Source organism: Kroppenstedtia guangzhouensis, from assembly GCF_014637345.1.
Lineage (GTDB): Bacteria > Bacillota > Bacilli > Thermoactinomycetales > DSM-45169 > Kroppenstedtia > Kroppenstedtia guangzhouensis.
This window is the reverse complement of record NZ_BMEX01000002.1, coordinates 155,703-178,579: the sequence shown is the minus strand read 5'-3', so window position 1 is coordinate 178,579 and position 22,877 is coordinate 155,703. Positions and strand designations below refer to the sequence as shown.

The window sequence follows — 22,877 nt, the reverse complement described above, 5'->3', positions numbered from 1 at the left end:
ATCCAAATCAGGTAAATCAATGGGAAAGGAGGTTACGGATTCATGGGTAAGAGTGGACCGGCAGAGGTGAAGATTGTCAGTGCCTGTTTTGCCGGGGTTAACTGCCGTTATGACAAAAAGCACAATAAGATCGATAAGATCCGGAAGCTGGTCCGGGAAGGAAAGGCCATCCCCGTCTGCCCCGAACAGATGGGGGGACTTCCAACCCCCCGCAATCCGGCGGAGATTGTTGGCGGGGATGGTGACGATGTGCTGGACGGCAAGGCGAAAGTGATCGACAATCAGGGCAACGATGTCACCCAACAATTTGTGGAAGGTGCGCGTGAGGCATTGGCCATGGCCCAGGCCGTGGGCGCTACGGAAGCGATTTTGAAAGAGCGGAGTCCATCCTGTGGCAGTTGCATGATTTATGACGGTACCTTCAGGCAATCAAAAAAAGCTGGACTGGGAGTGACTGCGGCTCTGCTCCGCCGCCACGGTATCCGTGTGGTTTCGGAGGAGACATGGGAAGGCAAAGAAGGGGAGAAGGAAGAGTCCTGAAACTAGATCCGTTTTGGGAATGGAACCCGCCCGGTTGGGCGGTTTTTGCTTCATGGGTTCGAAAAATCGGAAAGTGGCGTCACTCTCTCCCTGTCGTGGTTAAACGAAGTGTTGTGAAAAGCTCGTCACAGGGAGGATTGGGTTACATATGAAGCGCCTTTGGCCCGTCAGAACGATTGCGTGGAGTGTGAAACCCCGTCCCGACCGGCTTGGAAGGCACTATATCACAAAGCTTTCAATGGAAAATGAGGCCGGTATGTGCGGGTGTAGATGTCTTGGCTGGCGGTCAAAGGTGTACTCCCCCCTCCGACTGGAGATTCGATCCCTTTCTTTGTTTTCTTTTTATTGTTGTGATTGAATAGGTGTATCTGCTTGAGGAGGGATTTCAGCATGATGAAGGAATTGGACATCACTGATCGGAAAGTGGCGCAACAGGTGTTGGATCTGCAACTCTCCTCCTACCGGGTGGAAGCGGAACTGACAGGATTTGACGGGATCCCTCCTCTCCGGGATACTGTGGAGATGCTAATCTCCAGCGGGGAAACCTTCTACGGCTGGTATCTGGGAGGGGAGTTGGCCGGGGCGGTTTCGTACAAATTGGAAGAGAAGGTGTTGGACATTCATCGGGTGATGGTGCACCCCCGCCACTTTCGCAAAGGAGTGGCCACCGCCCTCCTCCAATCACTGCTGGATTCCACGACTGCAGTTCACCGGGTGGAAGTCCGCACCGGATCGCTCAATCATCCGGCGAGAAAGTTGTACCGGAGGCTGGGCTTTATTGAGGTTGGAGAAGAGGAGACGGCCCCGGGATTTTGGATGACCCGTTTTACGATGGTTCGGGATGGAGATGCCGGTTAATCTTTGTTATCGGAATCAATCCGGTGCAGGCGGAAGAATTGGATCAGGTCTTTGCCTGTGTTTTTTTCATCCATCAGATGAAGTCTTCAGTGGGGGGTCACCTTGAATCGGTATTTCTTCACATATGCCTTAATGAATAATCTGATGGTAAATTTCGGTGGATTCCCGTCGACCGGTATCGTAGACGGAAACCGGGAGGAGTGGCGAACGGATGCATCGACGACGGGTCAGACCTGGATGGAATCCACTTTTCCTTCCTTTTTCTTGAAAGGAAAAGAAGGCACAGCGGGACGGGGGATTTTTTCATTCCTGATCTCCGACAGCAACGGGTTCAGTGGGTTTGCTGTCCTTGAGGGCTTTTTCCATGGATTCCCCTGTCAATATTTTGGCGTCTGAAGGAAAGTTCCTTTTGAGATCCTTTTTTCTGTTATATAATGGTTTAGATAAGGTCCTAATTCATTCAGAATATATTTCAACAGAGGTGTGCAAGTGATGTTTACTGTTGGCGAGATGCTGCGAAACAGAGCTGATTTTTCGCCGCATCTGGAGGCCGTTGTGTATGGGGACGAGCGTGTTACCTATCGGGAATTGAACCGGCGGGTGAACCGGTTGGCCCATTTTATGATGGAATTGGATGTTCAAAAAGGGGACCGGATCGGGATTCTTTGTAGCACCAATCACCCCTTTGCCACGGTGTTATTGGCGGCAGCCAAACTGGGGGCAGTGGCGGTCCCCCTCAATTGGCGGCTCAGTTTGGCAGAGCTTTGGCAGATGATGGAGCAGACTGAACCCAAACTTCTTTTCTTTGACGAGGAGTTTTCCGAAATTGCGGACGAGCTAGAGTCCTGTGAGTTTCTGGAGCGGATGGTTCGGGTCAGCATTGATCAGAAACTGAATCCCCCCTTTGCACAAGCTCTCCTGGAATATCCGGACACGGAACCGAATGTGCAGATTGATCCGGAAGATCAGGTGGCTCTCACTTATACTTCCGGTACCACCGGGAAGCCCAAGGGTGTCATTACCACCCATTCCAATTTTCATGCCTTCGGGGTGGCGGCCAGTTTGACTCTGGATGTACGAAGGGGGGACCGTTTTCTGATCTGCACCCCGCTTTTCCGAATCAACGGGATCTCGGCGATGGTCAATGCACTTTTGTTGGGGGGCACCGTGATATTCATGCCGGAGTTTCATCCGGTTCGTGTGTGGGAAGTGGTGGAAAGAGAGCGGATCACCCATTTGGTGAGCCTGCCCGCGATGTTGGGCTACATGCTTCCCCCCGCGATGAACGGGGATTGGGACACGGGTTCGATGCGGGAATTTCTCTGTGGTGGTCCGGTACCGGAGGAGATCATCCGGCAATATTCTTCACTGGGCTTTCCGATTGTCCAGATCTATGGAGCAAGTGAGGTGACCGGTGGAATCACTTTTTGGAATCCGGATATGGGGCTTTCTACCTGCCACTCTGCAGGGAAGAGACTGCTCGGTGAGATCAAGGTGGTTGATCCGGAATCCGGCGGAGAGGTGCCTCCGGGTGAAATCGGGGAAATTGTGTACCGGGGCCCACAAGTGACACCGGGATATTGGAAGGATCCGGAGGAGACGGCGAGGGCGATCCGGGATGGCTGGTTTCATACGGGAGATGCCGGCAGACTGGAGGAAGATGGACTTCTTTATGTGGTGGATCGTTGGAGAGACCTGATTCACTGCAATGAAGAACTGGTTTTACCCACTGAGGTGGAGAAGGTCTTGGGAGAGATGGAGGGTGTGGCAGAAGTAACAGTGATCGGTGTGAAGGACCCGGAGAAGGGGGAAGTACCCCGTGCCTATGTGGTCAAGGAGGAAAATTCCTCTATCACTGAGGAGGATGTCCTTCGCTACGGCCGGGAACGTCTTGCGGAGCATCAGCTGATGGAAGTTGCCTTTGTCGACATGCTTCCCAGAAACAGTTTGGGTATGGTAACGAAATACGTTCTGCGGGAACAGGCAGATCGGATGAAAACCGTCGATATGGTGGAATAAAACAACCGGGCGGAAGAACATCCCGCCCGGCTGTCGCCTGAATTTCAAGTTTGATCCACCGGATTGCCGTTTCATTTCGTTACCGTACTCTGCACTTCTTCTTTCAGTTTTTTATACTTCAGATACATCATAATCCTCCAGGGAAAGAGCATGCCAAAGGCCAAAGTGAAAAATACACCGGCGGTCTGTTCCAGCGTGATAAATTGTTCTATATACTCATGAGCCCACAACCGGATAATCAACAATGCGAACAGAATCAGAATGAAGGCTTTGGATCGTTTCAGATAAACCTGTCCATCCTTTCCCGTTTCAAACCGGGAGGTGCGGATCAGGGGCCAGGCGAAGAGAAGTGTTCCCGTTACAAAGGCTGCCAGTCCCCAAGTGAAGGGAATTCGAAAGGGCGGAAAGGCAAACATCAGAAAGCCGGTGCTCATCCCGATCGGCGGCATCAGAATCTTTTTGGCGTTGGTGGGTTTTTTGGAGGCTCTGAGACGGAGAAAGATAACCATCAGGGCCATGAACAGAGTGCCCAAAGTGGCCGCCAGTTGCAAATTGAGCGGAAACACATGCCCCATCGTACATGACTCCTTCATCATCCCGATTATTCTCCCGTTTGGAAACTTCCATAGCTATAGTAACCTCTTGGCCGGAAAAAAGCAAAACAGGTGGGCATTGCGTTTTTCCATGCCAAAGAGTATGATGATTAGAAACAAACGATTGATGACCCTTTGGCGATGAAGAAGAAGAGTAGCGCAGAGAGTTTCGCCCAGAGAGCCGGCGGTGGGTGCGAGCCGGTGGAAACACTGCGTGAATGGACTTCGGAGCTGCCTCCTTCGACCCGTCAAGGAGAGGGGGAGGCCGGTCGGCCCAGTTCCGGCCGTTATTTCTGAGAGCGCGCCTCAGTTGGCGAAACCGGGTGGTACCGCGAGAGAAACCTCGTCCCGATGTGGACGGGTTTTTTTATTTTCTGCAAAGGAGTGGCTGAAAGTATGAAACGTGTTTTTTCCGGAATGCAGCCGACAGGAGATCTTCATTTGGGCAACTACATCGGAGCGCTGAAACAGTTTATTCCGTTGCAGGAAGAAGCGGAGTGTTTCTTCTGTGTGGTTGATCTGCACGCTTTGACCGTGCCTCGGGATCCGGCAGAGTTGCGCAGAAAAACCCTGGAGTTGGCCGGGCTCTATCTTGCGGCGGGGCTGGACCCGGATCGGAGTGCCTTGTTTGTTCAATCCCACAACCCGGCTCATTCGGAGGGGGCTTGGTTGCTTCAGTGCATCACCCGCATGGGTGAATTGAGTCGCATGACTCAGTTCAAGGATAAGGGAAAAGGATCTGATTCAGCCACTGCCGGTCTGTTCAGCTATCCTGTTTTGATGGCGGCTGATATTCTGCTGTACCAGGCGGATCTCGTCCCGGTCGGGGAAGATCAGAAACAACACCTGGAGTTGACCCGGGATTTGGCGGAACGGTTCAATCGGATCTACGGAGAGGTGTTCAAGATTCCGGAACCCCAAATCGGAACAACTGGAGCCCGCATCATGGCGCTGGACAATCCGGAGAAGAAAATGAGCAAGAGTGCTGACAGTTATCTGAACAGCATCCAACTTCTCGATGATCCAGATCTCATTCTCAAGAAGTTTAAACGGGCGGTCACAGATTCGGAAAACAACATCCGGTATGACCGGGAAAACAAGCCGGGAATCAGCAACCTGCTCGATATCCACAGTGCGATGACCGGGGAGTCCGTCGAATCCCTCGTAAAGCGGTATCGGAATAAAGGGTACGGCCATCTCAAGATCGATACTGCCGAGGCAGTGATCCAGGAGCTCAAACCGCTGCAGGATCGTTTCCGCGATGTGATGGACAGTGGAGAAGTGCAACGTGCCTTGGCCAGAGGAGCCGAGCGCGCCCGGGAAGTGGCAGGTGAGACGCTGTCCCGGATGCAACAAGCGATGGGGCTGGTTTCCAAATAAAATAAAAGCGACCCGTAAGGGTCGTTTTTAAATGGATCCGTGTCAGCCATTCAGGGCATTGAACTTTTTCTCGAGGCGGGATTTTTGCCGGGCGGCAGCATTTTTATGGAGCAGGCCTTTGGTCACTCCTTTGTCCAGCTTTCGCTTGGCTTCCCGCAACAGGCTGCCGGCCGTTTCCTTTTCCTGATTTTCAACAGCCACCAGGAATTTTTTGACGGAGGTGCGGATGGCTGATTTTTGGGCCATCCGTTGCTGGCGCCGTTTCTCATTGGTCTTGGTCCGTTTGATGGCGGATTGAATGTTGGGCATCTGGTTCACCTCCCGGTCGTTCAGGTCAAAATCGCCCGATAAGTGTGCAACACGCTAAATTTTATCACGGGGAATGGCAAAAAGCAAGACAGGTCACAGGTTCATCCCTGGGAAGGAAAGGGAATAAATTACATCCGATCATGGAATAAATGGTAAGAAATGAACAGAAGGGATGGAGCTGCTGATGGCCTCTGAACATGAGATGAGAGATAAGGATCAACGGCTGAACTTGGCGAACTTCCCGATTCGGACGGATCTGGCCCGGGAAGCCGTCGATATGGCGGTACAAAACCGGGGGGACGGAAGCGGGATTCCGGGAGTTCAGATGGATGAGCATGAGGAGGAAGGGATCACCACGAGCTGGATCCGAATCGAGGATGAACAGGGGGCAGAGGCGCTGGGTAAAGTCCCCGGCCTTTACCTGACGTTGGAGATTCCTGCTCTCCGCAGCAAGGATTCCGAATTGCAGAGCCGGGTAGCCTCCCATTTTTCCGTTCAATTTGAGAAGTTTCTTCGGGAAACAGGAATCGATCCCAACGCTGACATCCTGATTGTCGGTCTGGGCAACCGCGATGTCACCGCCGATGCTCTGGGGCCTTTTGTAGTGCAGCATATGATGGTTACCCGACACCTGTTTGAACTGATGCCGGAACAGGTGGAGAAGGGGTATCGACCCGTCAGTGCCATCGCCCCCGGCGTCTTGGGAACCACGGGGATGGAGACCAGCGAAATTATCTTCGGGATTGTGGAGAAAACACGCCCTGATGCGGTAATCGCTGTTGATGCCTTGGCTTCCCGCGCTCTCAGTCGGGTCAACACCACCATCCAAGTGGCGGATACCGGCATCCATCCCGGTTCTGGGGTGGGAAATAAGCGGAAGGCTCTCAACCGGGAAAGTCTGGGCATTCCTGTCATCGCCATCGGGATTCCGACAGTGGTGGATGCAGCCACCATCGCCCATGACTCGGTGGAAATGGTGATCTCCTATCTTCACCGTCAGATGAATCAGAAACAACCGACCAATCCCCTCGACCCCTTGAATCGTCCCAATCTCAAGGAGATTCGCGATCAGAAAATCTCCTCCCGCACCAGTCAACAGATGTTGGGGATGGTGGGGACTCTCGATTCTGAGGAGAAACGGCGGCTGATCAACGAAGTGCTCAATCCCCTGGGGCAAAATCTGATCGTCACCCCGAAGGAAGTGGACATGTTTATCGGGGATATGGGGAAGTTGGTGGCCGACGGGTTGAACTGCGCCCTCCACGAAGCGATCACTCCCGAAAACGTATCTGCTCATATCAATTAGAAGCGTTGTGAAAAAGTCCATCAGAGGGAGAGGTGGTTTTCTTAGGAGTGACTTGGCAGTTAAGAGCAACAAAACGTAGCGGGGGACCCAATCCTGAGTCTCCAAGAAACGCACTAAATCACAAACTTCTTTCGCCTCCCGAAGAAGGATCCGGCTCCCTGATCTATCAGGGTTCAAAAAATCCGTTCTACTCTACCTTTTCCCTTCATATATTCGCCAGTAGAGACAAGCTCGGGGAGGGAAGAGAATGAGGCACCGGGTTCATCGGTTCAGCACATGGAATATGTCCACTCCACAAGTCCGGAAACTGTTTGTGATTCTGATCCTGGCAACAGCGTTCATCTTTGTATTGACAGGATTGTTTGCGATGATCCAGGCCAAACGGAGTGCCCAATCATCTGACTTGGGACGGATCACCTCCCATTTCTCGACGGAAACCCTGCTCTATCTGATGGGTGGGGAGATCCCCCATCTGGCTGTGATGGAGGATGCTTTGAGGGAACCTAGATTCTCCCGGGTTTTCTTTGAACTGATCACCAGTGTAGATCCGCAAGACCCCCGTACCTTTCTCGGAAGTGAACTGCCGGGTTTTGCCCTGTTTGACACCGAGATTGTGGTGGCGGCGGAGGATGTGGACTACACTTCGATTCCGATTGAATCCCCTCCCCCCTCTGACCTGGAAAAGAAGATGGATTCCAAGCCGGAGCAAAAGGAGTCTTCGACTGAAAAGAAAGGCGTCACCCCCGGAAAAGAGAAAAACCGGGTCTTTATTTACCATACTCACTATACGGAATCCTTTCTTCCCGAATTGAAAGGGTCGAAGGATCCCCATACGGCCTACGACAATAAGATAAACATCGGCCGGGTGGGAGAAAGGTTTGGTAATTCATTGGAGAAATTGGGAATCGGAGCACAGGTTTACACCGGGGGTTACCAAGCGGAATGGAACAAGCTTTATCAAGCCTCCCGGGAGAAAGTGGTGGCGGCGATGAAACAGGACGAGGATCTCCGGTATTTCATCGATATCCACCGGGATTCGCAACGCCGGGCCAAGACCACCAAGGAGATTGACGGGAAGGACTACGCCCGGATTGCCTTTGTCATCGGGACGGCCAATCCCCACTGGGAAAAGAATGAACAATTGGCCCGCAAACTCCACAATAAACTGAACGAGCTCTATCCGGGTCTGTCCAAAGGGGTATTCCGGAAAAGCCGGGCCATGGGCAATGGGGAGTACAACCAATCCCTTTCTCCCAACAGCCTGTTGATCGAAATCGGCGGAGTGGATAACACCTTTGCGGAGACATACCGGACCAGTGATGCATTGGCCCGGGCCTTGGCGGAGATCCATTTCGAAGCGGTACCGGTGGACGGAAAAGCAAGGTGACCTAACGGTAGAATCAGTCTGAAGGGGTGATGGACCATGCGGATGTTGATCCAAGTATCGGCGTTGACGATGGTTCTGATGTTTGGAATCTTCCTGGGCATTGACACTGCGGAACAGAATATCCACCGCAACCAAGGGAGCGAAGGCGCTCCCCGAGCCGTCCACATCACCCCCCAGGACGGACGGGTGGAGATCGCGGTCTTGGGCCATGTTTACCAGACGGAGAGTCCGGTGGTGATCCAAGAGGAACAAGATAAGAGACCAAGCCCGGATGAATCAACACAAGTGGAAACTCCACCAACCGACCCCGACGACAGCGGCTGGCTGACCACAGCCGGCAACCAGGCAGGTGAAGGTATCAAACAAGCCACCCGTAAAGCCATTGAACAGGTGGTGGGCTGGTTTCAGGAGAAGAATCGGTAGAGGACACCCGGACCCAATCCGGGGTTTTTTGTTTCTTTGAGAGGCAACCTTCACCTTTGGAACTCGGATAAGGGCCTCAATCAAATCATGACACCTGTCATATGAATCAATTGATCGCTGTGAATACCGACTCCGTCATTCCAAGGATAAAATGAACAGGGGAAAACCAAAGGACTGGAAATGAGGGAAGGCAATGGCGAAGACGAGGGAACGAATCCGGTTACTTGATATATTACGAGGATTTGCTATTTTAGGAACATTGGGGACCAATATCTGGATCTTTGCAAATTTAGGGGACATTTCTTACATGTTTACCTATGATCATGCAAATTGGTGGTCCTCCATCGACGACTTTTTAAGGTTAGTCGTTCTGTTTTTAGTGAATGGAAAACTGCTGGGTTTGTTAACCATTATGTTCGGTGTAGGGCTGGAATTGAAGTACCAACAGTCTGTACGCAGAGGAACCGCTTGGCCTGGTATCTACTTTTGGACATCGTTTATATTGTTGATGGAAGGTCTGATCCACTTCACGCTTGTGATGGAATACGACATTTTGATGAGCTATGCCGTCACCGCCATCATCGTTGCGCTCATTGTAAAAGGTGGAGATCAGGCGATTCGTCGAGCGCTGATCCTGGTCGGAGGCTTTCACGTAACGGTCATTTGTCTGATGACGGCGCTGATTGTTTACTTTAGCTTATTGGGAGCGAACATTTCCCTCGGGGACATGGACGATGTCGTTTTGTTGTATCGCGACGGGACGTGGATGGAGCAAATTCAGTATCGATTGGCCAACTTTTTACTGCTCAGGGCAGAAGCCATTTTTGTTATCCCCATGAATGTGTTTTTATTTTTGACAGGTGTGCGCCTCATGCGTTCCGGTGCTTTTTCGCCGAATGAAAAAGGGAAAAGCATTCGCAACAAAATGCTCTCAATCGGGTTATGGCTCGGTGTTCCGCTAAACTTGCTCATTTTTGTTCCCGGAGGAATGTTTGACTTTTCGATTCGCTATTGTTTTGCTCCCCTTCTTTCTGTGGGGTATATCGCTCTCGTAGCTAAACTCGTGGAGCGAAACGAAGGCTTCTGGCTCTGGTCCCGTCTGGAGGAAATCGGGAAAATGGCGTTGAGCTGTTATGTGGCACAAAACATTTTGTCGTCAATCATTTTTTACGGCTGGGGATTTGGCATCGGTGGCGAGGTGGGATCCTTGGCGACGATTGGGATTTGGTTTCTTGTTAGTTTCTTACAAATAGGCTTTTCCATGCTATGGCTTCAGAAGTTTAAACTGGGTCCGATGGAATCAGCCCGTCGATATTTTTCACGGATTGTTGCCGATAGAAACTGAGGGGTTGCATCGATGACACGCAAATTGTATCCGGCGGATCAAATAGAAAAATACCTTATCCTTGATGTAGTCATTTTCATCTTTTTATTTTATAACGTGCTCACAACCGACAGTCCATTTGGACGGGTGGTAACCCTCGTATTGTTGTGTCTGTTTCTGCTCGCCTTTTATATAGGTTTGTGGTGCAGAGATTGGCGTCTGCTCGCATCTTCATTCTTTGGGTGCGGCATTTTAGTGATCTTTGGAGCTTTTTATAATCAATGGTTTTTATTGTACGCATTTATTTTTGCCGACTTACTCGGTCGCACGCGTTCGTTGGTGCATATGTGTTTAGGTATGTCAGGGTTCATTGTCATGGAAGCAGTGACTCACTGGTTATTAACGGGAGATCCGTTATCCTTTGTTCACACGATACACCTTCCGATTCTGATCCTCCTTCTGATAGTTCCGTTTATCGTTCGCATCACCGAACGGTCAAAGTCGTTGAAGCGTGAGCTGGCCACGGCAAACAAAAAAATTGAACGGTACATCCAAGAGGAAGAGCGCCACCGCATTGCCCGCGACCTCCATGACACACTGGGACAAACATTGACGATGATTAAAATGAAAAGCGAGTTGGCGGCACGTCTGATCAGCACAGATGCTGATCTGGCCAAACAGGAAATGAATGAGGTGATACATACATCCCGTTTTGCCTTAAAACAAGTTCGCGAGTTGGTAACATCCATGAAGTACGTGGCTTTAGATGAAGAAATCAAACACGCCCGCAAGCTGCTCGACAGTTTGGACATCCAATTACATGTCAGGCAAAGTGCCTCTCTGCACAATCTGTCAAAAGTGACAGAGACGATGCTGGCTCTCTGCTTGCGTGAGTGCTTGACGAACATTGTTAAACATAGCCAAGCGAAAAATTGTATGATCACTGGTGAAATGACGAACGAGTGGTTCGAACTGCACATTGAGGACGACGGGGTGGGTTTTTCGAGGGGGGATACGGACGGAAACGGTTTGGCCTCCATTCAGGAACGCATGCGTTTGCTGAAAGGTCATGCCGAGCTGGGGGCTTCTTCTCACGGAGGGGTGAGCGTGACTTTGCGTTTACCTGTGAATGAACAAGAAAGGGGAAACAGCCAATGATTCGCATCGTCATTGCAGAAGATCAAAAAATGCTGCGAGGGGCGTTGACCTCTCTTTTACAATTGGAAGATGATCTCGAGGTGGTCGCGCAAGTGACAGATGGCGAGGAAGCATTGGATGCAGTGGAAAAACATCGACCGGATTTATGTCTCTTGGATATTGAAATTCCTAAGATGACAGGTCTTGAAGTCGCCGAAAAAGTGAGGGAAAAAGGCCTGCCGTCCAAAATAATAATCGTGACCACGTTTACCCGGCCGGGCTACTTGCAAAAAGCGATGGAACTCAAAGTGGAAGGATATTTGTTAAAAGACGAGCCGATCGATTTTTTGGTCGATGCCATTCGATCGGTTGTCAAAGGACAGCGGGTGATCAGCACAGATTTGGCTCCCATTCTTTTTAACAGAGAGGAAAATCCCTTAACTGAGCGGGAGCAAGAGGTTCTCCGCTTGGCAGCGGAAGGTGAGACGACCGCGCAAATCGCCAATAATCTTTTTTTGTCGAAAGGGACAGTCAGGAATTATTTGTCGACCGCTATACAAAAGATGGGAGTGGTTTCGCGGTACCGCGCGATTCAAAAGGCGCAGGAAAAAGGCTGGATTTAATGAAGGAGGATGAATGGTGACCGAATTTGTCCTCGATCATAAATGGTACTTTTTTATTGCTGGGGAAGTCATTTTTTGGGGCAGTCTGATTGGATTTTTGTTGTTGAGGTATGCCTTCAACCTGATTAAGTTGAGTAAATACTTGATTTTTCTCTGGTTGCTCAGTGACCTGTGGCTTGCTACAATCGGCGTGCTCGATTACATGAGGACCGGACATCTCAACCAGTTTCAGATCATCATCGGTATCGCGCTGATTTATGCACTTACAGCCGGAAAGAAAGATTTTAAACGGTTGGATCGGTGGATTCAGAGGAAAGTTGCTGTGTGGAAAGGTGAAGAACCACCCAAAAGCGATGATAAACCGGAACGGCGTCTGTACGGGAAGGAACATGCAAAATCAGAGAGGAAAAAATTCTATGTTCATTTTTTCCTGTTTGTTGCAGCCCATTTCGCCTTTGCCCTCTTTTTTGACTACGTGCCATCTGAGGTGGTTAAGTGGCTTCGGCATCTTGACGTAAATTTTTCTCTGAACGACGAGTCGGAGTCGATAAGCCGTATAAGTGCGATCTGGGTCAAAGTGTTGATTATTGACTTTATCTGGTCCTTTTCTTACACGATCTGGCCTAAAAAAGAGAAGAAAGGTTGATGAATGGACTGTCCCTCAGCAAAGGAACCGTTCATATTTCCATCATTTAATATCGGTACAGGGGTTTTTACCAGAAGCGTTGCGAAAAAGCCGTCATACCCACAGGGCACAGGTCGTGCCCAGGGTCGCTTCGCTCCCCGGTCAGGAAGGGTTGGGTTTCACATGGAACAAGAGCGATTGAAAGATGGGCCGAGTTTCTGATAAGGCGGGGCGGTTCTTTGAAAGACGTACAGACCGGTTTTTGAATTTGTGCTTTGAGGATGGGGGGGCAGCGGAATTGAAATCTTACGATATTCGCCATGAACTTCCTTCTGTTGATGACTATATGCGGTTGAGGGAGGCCTGTGTGATAGTCTCCGATCATTGCAAAAAGCTCACAGAGACTTGTGCTCTAGTCCGAACCGAAGCCCCACTGTCCCGACCCTGTTTCCTGCCCATGAAAGCTGATCAACACCCTTGATATGGGAATCGTGATCCCCACCTGGTACCATCTGTGCACCATCTTCGGGGAAAAATTTCCCCGCCGGACTTCTTCCCTCCGTTGTCCCCCATGAGTCGGACTGCTATAATAAATAAGATGCAGATGGTACGTGTTTTCCGTTCAGGAGGGAACTGAATGAGTGATTCGAAACGGCAACAGCAGCAAATGATCCGTAATTTTTCGATCATCGCCCATATCGACCATGGAAAATCTACCCTGGCCGACCGGCTCCTGGAACAAACCGGGGCGCTTTCCGAACGGGAAAAGCAGGATCAGTACCTGGATACCATGGATCTGGAACGGGAGCGGGGCATTACGATCAAATTACAATCGGTCCGCCTTCCTTTCAAAGCGAAGGACGGCGAGGAATATATTCTCAACCTGATCGACACCCCAGGGCATGTGGATTTCACCTATGAGGTGTCTCGAAGTCTGGCCGCCTGCGAAGGGGCGCTCCTGGTGGTGGACGCTGTCCAGGGGGTGGAAGCCCAGACCTTGGCCAATGTGTATCTCGCCTTGGACAACGATCTGGAGATTCTGCCTGTGATCAACAAGATCGATCTGCCCAGTGCGGAGCCGGACCGGGTGCGGCAGGAGGTGGAGGAACTCATCGGCCTGGATGCCTCCGACGCTGTGCTCGCGTCGGCCAAGGAGGGGATTGGAACCCGGGAGATCCTGGAGAGAATCGTGGAGAAGGTTCCCCCGCCGGAAGGGGACCCCGATGCACCGTTGAAGGCTTTGATCTACGATTCCGTCTATGATGCGTACAAGGGAGCCATCTCCTATATCCGGGTGGTGGACGGTGTCATCCGCAAGGGGATGAAAGTGCGCATGATGTCCACCGGCAAGGAATTTGAAGTCACTGAGGTGGGGGTGTTCACACCGAAGCCCGTTTCCCGGGATGAATTAAACGTGGGGGAAGTCGGGTTCATGGTGGCCTCCATCAAAAATGTGAAGGATACCCGGGTAGGAGACACCATCACCGATGCCAACCGTCCCGCACCGGCACCGTTGCCCGGATACCGCAGAATCAATCCAATGGTCTTCTGCGGGATGTATCCCGTCGACTCCGGGGATTACGAGGATCTCAAGGAAGCGTTGGAGAAACTGGAACTGAATGATGCCTCCCTGCGCTATGAACCGGAAACCTCCGGGGCTTTGGGCTTTGGGTTCCGGTGTGGTTTTCTCGGGCTTCTGCATATGGAGATCATTCAAGAGCGGATTGAGCGGGAGTACAACATTCCTTTGATCACCACCGCCCCTAGTGTGGTTTATCATGTGCATACCACGGATGGAACAATGTTGGAGATTGAGAATCCGACTCACATGCCGCCCCAACAGAAAGTGGATCATGTGGAGGAGCCTTACGTCAAGGCATCTATCATGGTGCCCAACGACTATGTGGGTGCAGTGATGGAGTTGTGTCAGACCAAACGGGGCGAATATATTGATATGCAGTATCTGGATGCCAACCGGGTCAATATTGTCTATGAGCTTCCCTTGGCAGAGATCGTCTATGACTTTTTCGACCAGCTGAAATCCGGCACTAAGGGTTATGCTTCCTTCGATTATGAGATTGCCGGTTATCGGACTTCCAACCTGGTGAAAATGGATATTCTGCTGAACGGGGAGACGGTGGATGCCCTATCCTTCATCGTTCACAGGGACAAAGCGTATCAGCGGGGCCGGCAGTTGGTGGAGAAGCTGAGGCAATTGATTCCCCGTCAAATGTTCGAGGTCCCGGTGCAGGCGGCCATAGGGAACAAGGTGGTGGCCAGGGAGACGATTCGGGCCCAGCGGAAAAATGTGTTGGCCAAGTGTTACGGCGGGGATATTTCCCGGAAGCGCAAGCTGTTGGAGAAGCAGAAGGAAGGAAAAAAAAGAATGAAGTCTGTGGGCAACGTGGAGGTTCCGCAGGAGGCGTTTATGGCTGTCCTTCAGATGGACGATTCCGACTCCAAAAAATAGACTCAACCGCGAGCGGCGACCCCGGTATCCGCTTGCGGTTTTTTCAGGGAGAGGAGGTGTCCGGACATGGCGCCCGAATCCGTCTATATTCACATCCCGTTTTGCGCTCGCAAATGTCATTACTGCGATTTCACCGCCTATGTGGTAGGTGGGCAACCGGTGGATGAGTATCTGGAAGCTCTGGAACGGGAGATGGCCCGAATGGTGGAAGAGATTCCGCCGGGGAAGATAGAGACGATTTTTATCGGAGGCGGCACCCCCACTGTGCTCACGCCCCGTCAGATGGAGCGGCTGTTGAAGGATGTTCGGCGTTATTTTCCCGTCTGGTCGGACCGGCTGGAGTTCACTGTGGAAGCCAACCCGGGAACAACAGAACCGGAGAAACTGGCGGTGATGAAGGAAAGGGGTGTCAATCGTCTCAGTTTTGGGGCGCAAACCTTCCGACCGGATCTGTTGTCCGAGATCGGGCGGGATCACGGGGTGGATGAGATTGCCGACAGTGTGGAGGCTGCCCGAGAGGCAGGGATTGATAATGTGTCCCTCGATCTGATGTTCGGCCTTCCCCAGCAGAGCGTCGCCGATATGGAGGAAGCATTGGTTCGGGGGCTGGCGCTCGGCCCGGATCATTTTTCCGTTTACAGTCTCAAGGTGGAGGAGGGGACGGTTTTTCATCATAAACGACTTCAGGGAAAGCTCCCACTGCCTTCGGAAGATGAGGAGTTGGAGATGTATCTTCTGACCCGCCGTCGTTTGGAAGAAGCGGGCTTCCTGCAATATGAGGTGAGCAACTTCAGCCGACCGGGGCGGGAGAGTCGGCACAACAGCACCTATTGGATGAATCAGCCCTACTACGGTCTGGGGGCCGGAGCACATGGTTATGCGAAGGGCGTCCGTTACGAAAATGTTCGCGGGGTGGGGGAGTACATCCGTCTTTCCCGCTCCCGGCGTCCGATTGCCGGAACCCACCGGGTATCGGTGGCAGAGATGATGGAGAATCATTTTATTCTGGGGCTCCGGTTGATGAACGGAGTGAGCCGAAGGAAGTTTGCAGAGCTGTACGGGAAACCTCCGGAGAACGTGTTCGGTTCGGTGCTGGAAGACTTGCAAAAGCAAGGTCTCATCCGGAAGGAAGAGGGTCGGTATCGGTTGACGGAACGGGGTTTGCTGTTTGGAAACGATGTTTTCGCCGCTTTTCTCGGAGAATCGGCTTAACCATGCCTCATCGGCGTTGACAACAGGGGAGGGGTTTGATACCTTTTAGAGGTAGACTTAGCACTCGTGATATTGGAGTGCTAACAAGGGGGGAGGCAGATGCTGACCGAGCGGCAAGAAAAGATCCTCCGTGCGATTGTGGATGAGTATATCGTCCATGCTGAGCCGGTGGGTTCACGCACCGTTTCCAAACGGAAAGACATCGGGTTTAGTGCAGCCACAGTTCGGAATGAAATGGCCGACCTGGAAGAGATGGGTTTCCTGGAACAGCCGCATACATCTGCCGGTCGTATACCCAGTCAGATTGGCTACCGCTATTATGTCGATCACCTGATGGGCCCCGAGCGTCCCAAACGGTCGGAGCTCCTCATGATCCGACAATTGTTTGCCTCTCAAATGGATGCTCTGGAACAAACCATTCAGCAGACCGTATCCATATTGTCCCGGATCACCAATTACACATCGATTATGCTGGGACCGGAATTATATGATAATAAGCTAAAACACTTGCAAGTGATCCCGCTCCATGATCGGATGGCTGTAGTGATTCTTGTGACGGACACCGGTCATGTGGATCGACGACGGATCACAGTTCCGGAAGGAGTCTCTCTCTCTTGGATTGAACAGATGGTCAATCTGTTGAATGCCAAGCTTTCCGATGTCCCACTTTTTCGTCTGAAGCGGGCGGTATACAAAGAGCTCTATCAGGAGCTCAGCCTGCATGCGAAAAATTATGAATACCTCCAGGCGATCATCGATCAGATGTTGGCCGCAGACCAGGAAGGTCGAATTTTTACCAGCGGGACGACCAATATCCTGACCCAACCGGAATTTAAGGATGTGGAAAAAGTGAAGGCTCTGATGGAGCTTTTCGAGGAGACGGAGACGGTGGTCAAGCTGTTGTCCAATCAGGAGGACACTGGGGTCCAGATCCGGATCGGTCAGGAGAATCACCTGGAGGCAGTCAACAACTGCAGCATTGTCTCAGCTTCCTTTACCGTGAACGGTCGCTCCCTGGGGACGATCGGGGTTCTGGGTCCTACACGAATGGACTACCGGAAGGTGGTCAGCTTGCTTGAAGTGCTCACTCGAGACTTTTCCGAACATTTGCGACGGATTTACGGATGATCCCATCTCCGGGTTCGGAGAGAACCATGTTGCGGGTTCGTTTGCAACCCCTTTGTCTCAATGCTTATACGGATAGAAGGTGAGCGACCCATGGAAAGTCAGGAGGAACCGATCGTCACCCTGGAGGAGCGGAAACCCTTTTCTGGCGCTCTTACAGTCAATGCCGAAGCCGTCCGGAGGGTGGCGGAAGCGGTCAGAGGGACCTTGGGTCCCAAAGGGCTGGACACCATGTTGGTGGGGGATGACGGTGGTGTGATTGTCACCAACGATGGAGTCACCATTCTCAACCGGATGGATATACGACATCCGGTCGCCCGCATGGTTGCCGGTATTGCCAGAGCCCAACAAGAAGAAGTGGGGGATGGCACTACCACGGCCACCTTGCTGACCGCTGCCTTGGTGGAAGAAGGGGCAAAACAGGTGGCCCGCGGAGTTCCGGTGTCAAAAGTGATTGCCGGAATTCGCCGCGGGATCCGGTATGCTTTGGAGAAGATGCAAGCGATGGCCCAGCCGATCTGGGACCTCGAAGATGATTGGCTCCAACGCATTGTTTACACTGCGGGGCGGGAACAGGAGGATCTGACCGAATTGGTGATGGAAGCCGCTGTTCTCATGGGACGGGAGAAACTGTTGGAGAAGGATTTCCGCCTCGCCGATGCCGTGGTGGCCCACCCTCGGGCCGAACACGGGGTCATCAACGGTCTATTGGTCCCCAGGGGTTACATCAATTTGAGAACAACGGAAACCGATACTCCCGTCCGGGTGTTGCTGGTCGCGGAGGATTTCCGTCCGGAGCCTGTGGATGAAGAGGCTCTTAGAACCGAGGCTGGCTTTGCAAAACAGGAGAGTTTGAAGCAAGAGTTTGAGAGAATCATTCTCAAATTGGTGGATCTGGATGTGGATCTCGTCCTGGTGGAGGGTGAGGTGGACCCAGGCGCAGAAGAAGTGCTGACAGATGCCGGGATTGTCGTGGCTCAGCAAGTGGGACTGGACCACCTCATCCGGGTGGCGGATTATACCGGAGCCCGGATTCTGAAACGAACCGGACTGAAGCGTTCACCTGAGGAGTTGGAACCTCTCATCGGATCCTGTACAGAAGTGGAGGACGAAGGGAGATTGGGATGGCTTCGGATTTCCGGAGGGACTGGTAAACCTTTTGCTTCCATCTTGGTAGGTGCAACCACGGAAGAAGTGGTTGAGGAACGGGAGCGGATTGCCAAAGATGCAGCTGCTGCCGCCCAGGCAGCCATCCGCGGGGGCTTTCTCCCCGGGGGAGGTGCTGCAGAACTGGCATTGGCGCGTGAAGTAGAAAAATACGGGGATACTGTGCAAGGAATGGAAGCTTTCGGGGTGGCTGCTGTGGCAGAAGCCCTTCACAGACCGATGTCCCAAGTGGTGGCCAATGCCGGTTTCAATCCCCTGGAGAAAGTGGAAGAGGTGAAGGCTCTTCAGTGGAAACGGCAAACCGTCTCCCTTGGAATCGACTGTGACCGGGGCGCTGTTTGTGACATGGTGGATATGGGAGTGGTGGATCCCCTACCGGTGAAATATCATGCACTGCAGGCAGCCGGAGAAGTCAGCACCGCCATCCTGAGGATCCACACGGTGGTGACGATGCGATCTACGGATGCAGAAAGTATGAGGTGAAACCATGACTTCCAACGATTTCAACCCGGACGGTGAAAATCGACGCCGTCCCGTGACCGCAAGGGAATTGAGAAAAGCCAAGGAAGCGCGGGAGCGCCAGGAGATGGAATTGGCGGAGAAAGAAATCGGTGAGAGAAGCCGGGAACCGGAAACAACGGAAAGGGAGATGCCGAAGCCGGAAAATACCGTCTATGAAGCGGGACCGAATCAAACCCCCCCGCCTCCCGTTCCAGATGCTGGGGTGTTAAATGCACTGAAGGATGAGCTGGAACAGGTGAAAGAGGAAGCAAACCGCTGGAAGAAAGAAGCGGATGAAAACTATGAACGTCTCCTCAGGGCTCGGGCTGATCTGGAAAACTTCCGGCGTCGGACCCGCAAAGACCAGCAAAATTTGGCCAAATATGCCGCCGCTCCTTTGATGGAATCGCTCCTCCCAGTGATTGACAATCTGGAACGGGCACTGGATGCGGGGGCCAAGAGTGAAGAAGCTGAAGCTCTCCACAAGGGTGTGGAGATGATCTCCAGACAGCTGTTACAAATCCTTGAAGAGCATGGTTTGAGCACCATCGAAGCGGAAGGGAAAGAGTTTAATCCCCATGAACACAATGCCGTAATGCAAGTGGAGGCTGCCGGCGTGGAATCGGGGATGGTTGTGGAAGAATTGCAAAAGGGTTATCGATTCAAGGATCGGGTGATCCGACCTTCGATGGTGAAAGTGAGCACTTGAAACTCACATTGTCAAGCATAATGTTTGATTTGGTACAGGAGTCCGAGAAGGAGGTACAACTTGGATGGGAAAAGTGATCGGAATCGACTTGGGAACCACCAACTCTTGTGTGGCTTTTATGGAAGGAAGCGAAGCGAAAGTCATTCCCAATGCGGAAGGAGAGCGCACGACTCCCTCTGTTGTGGGCTTTTCCAAATCCGGTGAGCGTTTGGTGGGGGAAGCGGCCAAACGGCAAGCCATCACCAATCCGGACAAGACGGTCAGCTCCGTCAAGCGGCACATGGGAACGGGGCACAAGGAGAAAATCGGGGACAAAGAGTATACACCCCAGGAAATTTCGGCGATGATCCTGCAAAAGCTGAAAACGGATGCAGAGGCTTATCTGGGGGAAGAAGTGACCCAGGCAGTGATCACCGTCCCGGCTTACTTCAACGACAGTCAACGTCAAGCCACCAAGGATGCGGGAAAGATCGCCGGAATGGAAGTTCTGCGGATTATCAACGAACCGACCGCCGCCGCCCTCTCCTACGGGAGTGACAAAAAGGATGAGGAGCAGACCATTCTTGTTTTTGACCTGGGTGGTGGTACCTTCGACGTTTCAATTCTAGATATCGGGGACGGTCTGTTTGAGGTGAAAGCCACCAGCGGGGATAACCGCCTGGGAGGGGATGACTTCGATCAGGTGATCATCGACCACCTGGTGGAGGAATTCCGGAAAGAGAACGGCATCGATCTGTCCAACGACCGGATGGCCTTGCAACGGTTGAAAGATGCTGCCGAGAAGGCGAAGAAAGATTTGTCCGGTGTGCTGACCACCACCATCTCGCTTCCCTTCCTGACGGCGGATGCCTCCGGTCCCAAACACTTGGAAGTAACCTTGACACGGGCCAAATTTGAGGAACTCTCCGCGGACCTGGTGGAGCGGACGATGCGCCCGACCCGTCAGGCACTCCAGGATGCCCAGCTGGATCCGTCGGAAATCGACCGCGTGATCCTGGTGGGGGGGTCCACCCGGATCCCGGCGGTTCAGGAAGCGATCAAGAACCTGACCGGTAAGGCACCCAGCAAAGGAGTCAACCCGGATGAAGTTGTGGCCATGGGAGCTGCCATTCAGGGGGGTGTCCTTTCCGAGGACGTCAAAGATGTGGTGCTGGTGGATGTGACCCCTCTCTCCCTGGGCATTGAAACCCTGGGTGGCGTCTTCACCAAGCTGATTGAACGGAACACGGCGATCCCCACGGAGAAATCCCAGGTCTTTTCCACTGCCGCCGATAACCAGACTGCGGTGGATATCCATGTCCTGCAAGGGGAACGGGAAATGGCCGCCGACAATAAAACCCTGGGACGGTTCCAACTGACCGATATTCCCCCGGCTCCCCGGGGCGTACCGCAGATCGAGGTCACCTTTAAGATCGACCGGAACGGGATTGTCAATGTTTCCGCCAAAGATCAAGCCACCGGTAAGAGCCAAGCCATCACCATCAAATCTTCCAGCGGTCTGTCTGATGAGGAGATTGAGCGGATGGTGCGGGATGCGGAACAATATGCTGAAGAGGACAAGAAGAGAAAAGAAAAAGTGGAGATTCGTAACCAGGCGGATCAAATGATCTTTGTCACCGAGAAAACCCTGAAAGATTTGGGAGACAAGGTGGATCAGGCCGAACTGGACAAAGCCAACGAGGCGAAAGATAAGCTGAAAAAGGCTCTGGAAGGCGATGATACCGAAGAGATTAAACAAGCCTCCGAAGAGTTGGAAAAAGTGGTGCAGGAGCTGTCTGTCAAACTTTATCAACAGGCTCAGCAGTCGACGGAAAAGACCGATGATGCCAAAAAGGATGATGAGGTAGTTGACGCCGAGTATAAAGTAATGGATGATGAAGACCAGAAGAAATAACAGGATTCCCGGATGGGAAGTCAAAGTCGGCACCCGGTGCCCGGCTTTGGCTTTTTCCGATCAGTGGTCACAGGATCTTCGGTTGCCTAAAGACATATCTTGTGAATCAGAGGAGGTGATCCGGTGAGTAAGGACTACTACGATGCCCTTGGTGTCGCCCGGGATGCGTCCAGCGAAGATATCCGGAAGGCCTACCGGAAAATGGCCCGGAAATACCACCCCGATGTAAACAAATCACCGGATGCAGAACGGAAGTTTAAAGAAGTGACCGAAGCCTATGAAGTTCTCCGGGATCCTCAAAAGAAAGCCAACTACGACCGTTTTGGCACCGCAGATCCGGGTGCTGCCGGGGCAGGAGCCGGTGGATTTGGCGGATTCGGCGCGGGAGCCGGTGCCGGCGACTTTGGATTTGGGGATATTTTCGATATGTTTTTCGGCGGCAGCCGTCGCAATCCCCATGCTCCTCGCCAGGGTGCTGACTTGGAGTATCGCTTGACCATCGATTTTAAGGATGCCGTCTTCGGTCGAGAGATGGATATTTCCATCCCGCGAACGGAGACCTGTGGGAACTGTCATGGAAGTGGTGCCAAACCGGGAACCCGTCCGGAGACCTGTTCCCGCTGCCAAGGGACGGGCCAGTCGGAGACCGTGCAAAACACTCCCTTTGGTCGCATCGTGAACAAGCGGGTGTGTCAAGATTGTAGTGGACGGGGCAAGATTATCAAAGAAAAATGTGAGGAATGCAGCGGTTCCGGACAGGTGAAGAAGCGGCGAAAGATCCATATCAACATCCCATCAGGGATTGATGAGGGGAAACAGTTGCGTGTGTCCGGAGAGGGTGAACCGGGACTGAACGGAGGTCCTCCCGGGGATCTGTATATCACGATCAAGGTCAGACCCCACGACTTTTTCAAACGGCAAGGGGATAACATCACCTGTGAGCTGCCGATCACCTTCGTTCAAGCTGCCCTTGGAGACGAGATCGTCGTTCCCACCCTCAAGGGGCGGGCCAAGATCAAAATTCCCGCAGGGACCCAGACCGGAACGGAATTCCGGCTCCGGGGCAAAGGGGTTCCCCGTCTCTATGGCAGAGGATACGGAGATCAGCAGATCCGCGTCAAAGTGGTCACCCCCACGGGATTGTCGGAAGAGCAGAAGAGGCTGTTGCGTGAGTTTGGCAATCTGAGTGGAGATTATATTTTGGAACAGAACAGCAGTTTTTTTGACAAAATGAAACGGGCGTTTACTGGGGATTGATTGCGGGCAACAATGGTG

20 protein-coding genes and 1 other annotated feature are annotated in these 22,877 nt (G+C 52.3%); of the genes, 18 read left to right on the top strand and 2 right to left on the bottom strand.

Going from position 1 to position 22,877, the window contains the following annotated elements; all coding sequences use genetic code 11:
- Window positions 1-66: 66 nt before the first annotated feature.
- The 3 genes from IEV46_RS03435 (at window position 67) to IEV46_RS03425 (ending at window position 3,417) form a co-directional block, all read left to right on the top strand.
- On the top strand, window positions 67-540 hold the full coding sequence (locus tag IEV46_RS03435) for a 2-thiouracil desulfurase family protein (RefSeq protein WP_188430336.1): 474 nt from the start codon (window positions 67-69) through the stop codon (window positions 538-540).
- A 390-nt stretch (window positions 541-930) separates the two neighbouring features.
- Window positions 931-1,398, top strand: a complete 468-nt coding sequence (locus tag IEV46_RS03430) for a GNAT family N-acetyltransferase (RefSeq protein WP_188429919.1) — start codon at window positions 931-933, stop codon at window positions 1,396-1,398.
- Window positions 1,399-1,890: 492 nt separating this feature from the next.
- The gene (locus tag IEV46_RS03425) at window positions 1,891-3,417 is read left to right on the top strand and encodes a class I adenylate-forming enzyme family protein (protein WP_188429917.1); all 1,527 of its coding nucleotides are present in this window, start codon (window positions 1,891-1,893) and stop codon (window positions 3,415-3,417) included.
- A 71-nt stretch (window positions 3,418-3,488) separates the two neighbouring features.
- Here the strand turns inward: IEV46_RS03425 and IEV46_RS03420 are convergent, their stop codons facing one another.
- Complete coding sequence (locus IEV46_RS03420; RefSeq protein WP_188429915.1) at window positions 3,489-3,992, bottom strand: CcdC family protein; 504 nt, start codon at window positions 3,990-3,992, stop codon at window positions 3,489-3,491.
- Between the two features lie 150 nt (window positions 3,993-4,142).
- Window positions 4,143-4,364 (top strand) — a binding site (T-box leader).
- 42 nt (window positions 4,365-4,406) lie between these two features.
- Between IEV46_RS03420 and trpS the strand changes: the two genes are divergently transcribed.
- Window positions 4,407-5,390, top strand: coding sequence for a tryptophan--tRNA ligase (gene trpS / locus IEV46_RS03415; protein WP_188429913.1), 984 nt, complete (start codon window positions 4,407-4,409; stop codon window positions 5,388-5,390).
- A 42-nt stretch (window positions 5,391-5,432) separates the two neighbouring features.
- Here trpS and rpsT read toward each other — a convergent pair whose 3' ends face one another.
- Window positions 5,433-5,699 (bottom strand): 30S ribosomal protein S20, encoded by a 267-nt coding sequence (rpsT, locus tag IEV46_RS03410; protein ID WP_188429911.1) that lies wholly within the window; start codon window positions 5,697-5,699, stop codon window positions 5,433-5,435.
- Between the two features lie 184 nt (window positions 5,700-5,883).
- Between rpsT and gpr the strand changes: the two genes are divergently transcribed.
- The 14 genes from gpr (at window position 5,884) to dnaJ (ending at window position 22,859) form a co-directional block, all read left to right on the top strand.
- Complete coding sequence (gene gpr / locus IEV46_RS03405; protein WP_229735879.1) at window positions 5,884-7,005, top strand: GPR endopeptidase; 1,122 nt, start codon at window positions 5,884-5,886, stop codon at window positions 7,003-7,005.
- Window positions 7,006-7,252: 247 nt separating this feature from the next.
- On the top strand, window positions 7,253-8,392 hold the full coding sequence (gene spoIIP, locus IEV46_RS03400) for a stage II sporulation protein P (protein ID WP_188429909.1): 1,140 nt from the start codon (window positions 7,253-7,255) through the stop codon (window positions 8,390-8,392).
- A 36-nt stretch (window positions 8,393-8,428) separates the two neighbouring features.
- Complete coding sequence (locus IEV46_RS03395) at window positions 8,429-8,815, top strand: DUF3679 domain-containing protein (protein WP_188429907.1); 387 nt, start codon at window positions 8,429-8,431, stop codon at window positions 8,813-8,815.
- Between the two features lie 193 nt (window positions 8,816-9,008).
- Complete coding sequence (locus tag IEV46_RS03390; RefSeq protein ID WP_188429905.1) at window positions 9,009-10,160, top strand: DUF418 domain-containing protein; 1,152 nt, start codon at window positions 9,009-9,011, stop codon at window positions 10,158-10,160.
- Window positions 10,161-10,172: 12 nt separating this feature from the next.
- Complete coding sequence (locus IEV46_RS03385) at window positions 10,173-11,297, top strand: sensor histidine kinase (protein WP_188429903.1); 1,125 nt, start codon at window positions 10,173-10,175, stop codon at window positions 11,295-11,297.
- Complete coding sequence (locus IEV46_RS03380) at window positions 11,294-11,899, top strand: response regulator transcription factor (RefSeq protein WP_188429901.1); 606 nt, start codon at window positions 11,294-11,296, stop codon at window positions 11,897-11,899. The genes IEV46_RS03385 and IEV46_RS03380 overlap by 4 nt, the downstream gene beginning before the upstream one ends.
- Before the next feature lie 16 nt (window positions 11,900-11,915).
- Window positions 11,916-12,545 (top strand): hypothetical protein, encoded by a 630-nt coding sequence (locus IEV46_RS03375; RefSeq protein ID WP_188429899.1) that lies wholly within the window; start codon window positions 11,916-11,918, stop codon window positions 12,543-12,545.
- A gap of 616 nt (window positions 12,546-13,161) precedes the next feature.
- A complete protein-coding gene (gene lepA / locus IEV46_RS03370) occupies window positions 13,162-14,994 on the top strand; it encodes a translation elongation factor 4 (RefSeq protein ID WP_188429897.1) in 1,833 nt (610 codons plus the stop codon).
- Between the two features lie 66 nt (window positions 14,995-15,060).
- A complete protein-coding gene (gene hemW / locus IEV46_RS03365) occupies window positions 15,061-16,206 on the top strand; it encodes a radical SAM family heme chaperone HemW (protein WP_188429895.1) in 1,146 nt (381 codons plus the stop codon).
- 99 nt (window positions 16,207-16,305) lie between these two features.
- A complete protein-coding gene (hrcA, locus tag IEV46_RS03360) occupies window positions 16,306-17,334 on the top strand; it encodes a heat-inducible transcriptional repressor HrcA (RefSeq protein ID WP_188429893.1) in 1,029 nt (342 codons plus the stop codon).
- A 90-nt stretch (window positions 17,335-17,424) separates the two neighbouring features.
- Window positions 17,425-18,981 carry a TCP-1/cpn60 chaperonin family protein gene (locus IEV46_RS03355; protein WP_188429891.1) on the top strand — a complete coding sequence of 519 codons (1,557 nt, stop codon included), beginning with the start codon at window positions 17,425-17,427 and terminating at the stop codon, window positions 18,979-18,981.
- 4 nt (window positions 18,982-18,985) lie between these two features.
- Complete coding sequence (gene grpE, locus IEV46_RS03350; RefSeq protein WP_188429889.1) at window positions 18,986-19,708, top strand: nucleotide exchange factor GrpE; 723 nt, start codon at window positions 18,986-18,988, stop codon at window positions 19,706-19,708.
- A gap of 64 nt (window positions 19,709-19,772) precedes the next feature.
- Window positions 19,773-21,602 (top strand): molecular chaperone DnaK, encoded by a 1,830-nt coding sequence (gene dnaK / locus IEV46_RS03345; protein WP_188429887.1) that lies wholly within the window; start codon window positions 19,773-19,775, stop codon window positions 21,600-21,602.
- Window positions 21,603-21,725: 123 nt separating this feature from the next.
- On the top strand, window positions 21,726-22,859 hold the full coding sequence (gene dnaJ / locus IEV46_RS03340) for a molecular chaperone DnaJ (protein WP_188429880.1): 1,134 nt from the start codon (window positions 21,726-21,728) through the stop codon (window positions 22,857-22,859).
- Window positions 22,860-22,877 lie beyond the last annotated feature (18 nt).

Coding starts and splice junctions, on each gene's coding strand:
- IEV46_RS03430 (WP_188429919.1), top strand. CDS start 931: ATGATGAAGGAATTGGACATCACTGATCGGAAAGTGGCGCAACAGGTG.
- IEV46_RS03425 (WP_188429917.1), top strand. CDS start 1,891: ATGTTTACTGTTGGCGAGATGCTGCGAAACAGAGCTGATTTTTCGCCG.
- IEV46_RS03420 (WP_188429915.1), bottom strand. CDS start 3,992: ATGGGGCATGTGTTTCCGCTCAATTTGCAACTGGCGGCCACTTTGGGC.
- trpS (WP_188429913.1), top strand. CDS start 4,407: ATGAAACGTGTTTTTTCCGGAATGCAGCCGACAGGAGATCTTCATTTG.
- rpsT (WP_188429911.1), bottom strand. CDS start 5,699: ATGCCCAACATTCAATCCGCCATCAAACGGACCAAGACCAATGAGAAA.
- gpr (WP_229735879.1), top strand. CDS start 5,884: ATGGCCTCTGAACATGAGATGAGAGATAAGGATCAACGGCTGAACTTG.
- spoIIP (WP_188429909.1), top strand. CDS start 7,253: ATGAGGCACCGGGTTCATCGGTTCAGCACATGGAATATGTCCACTCCA.
- IEV46_RS03395 (WP_188429907.1), top strand. CDS start 8,429: ATGCGGATGTTGATCCAAGTATCGGCGTTGACGATGGTTCTGATGTTT.
- IEV46_RS03390 (WP_188429905.1), top strand. CDS start 9,009: ATGGCGAAGACGAGGGAACGAATCCGGTTACTTGATATATTACGAGGA.
- IEV46_RS03385 (WP_188429903.1), top strand. CDS start 10,173: ATGACACGCAAATTGTATCCGGCGGATCAAATAGAAAAATACCTTATC.
- IEV46_RS03380 (WP_188429901.1), top strand. CDS start 11,294: ATGATTCGCATCGTCATTGCAGAAGATCAAAAAATGCTGCGAGGGGCG.
- lepA (WP_188429897.1), top strand. CDS start 13,162: ATGAGTGATTCGAAACGGCAACAGCAGCAAATGATCCGTAATTTTTCG.
- hemW (WP_188429895.1), top strand. CDS start 15,061: ATGGCGCCCGAATCCGTCTATATTCACATCCCGTTTTGCGCTCGCAAA.
- hrcA (WP_188429893.1), top strand. CDS start 16,306: ATGCTGACCGAGCGGCAAGAAAAGATCCTCCGTGCGATTGTGGATGAG.
- IEV46_RS03355 (WP_188429891.1), top strand. CDS start 17,425: ATGGAAAGTCAGGAGGAACCGATCGTCACCCTGGAGGAGCGGAAACCC.
- grpE (WP_188429889.1), top strand. CDS start 18,986: ATGACTTCCAACGATTTCAACCCGGACGGTGAAAATCGACGCCGTCCC.
- dnaK (WP_188429887.1), top strand. CDS start 19,773: ATGGGAAAAGTGATCGGAATCGACTTGGGAACCACCAACTCTTGTGTG.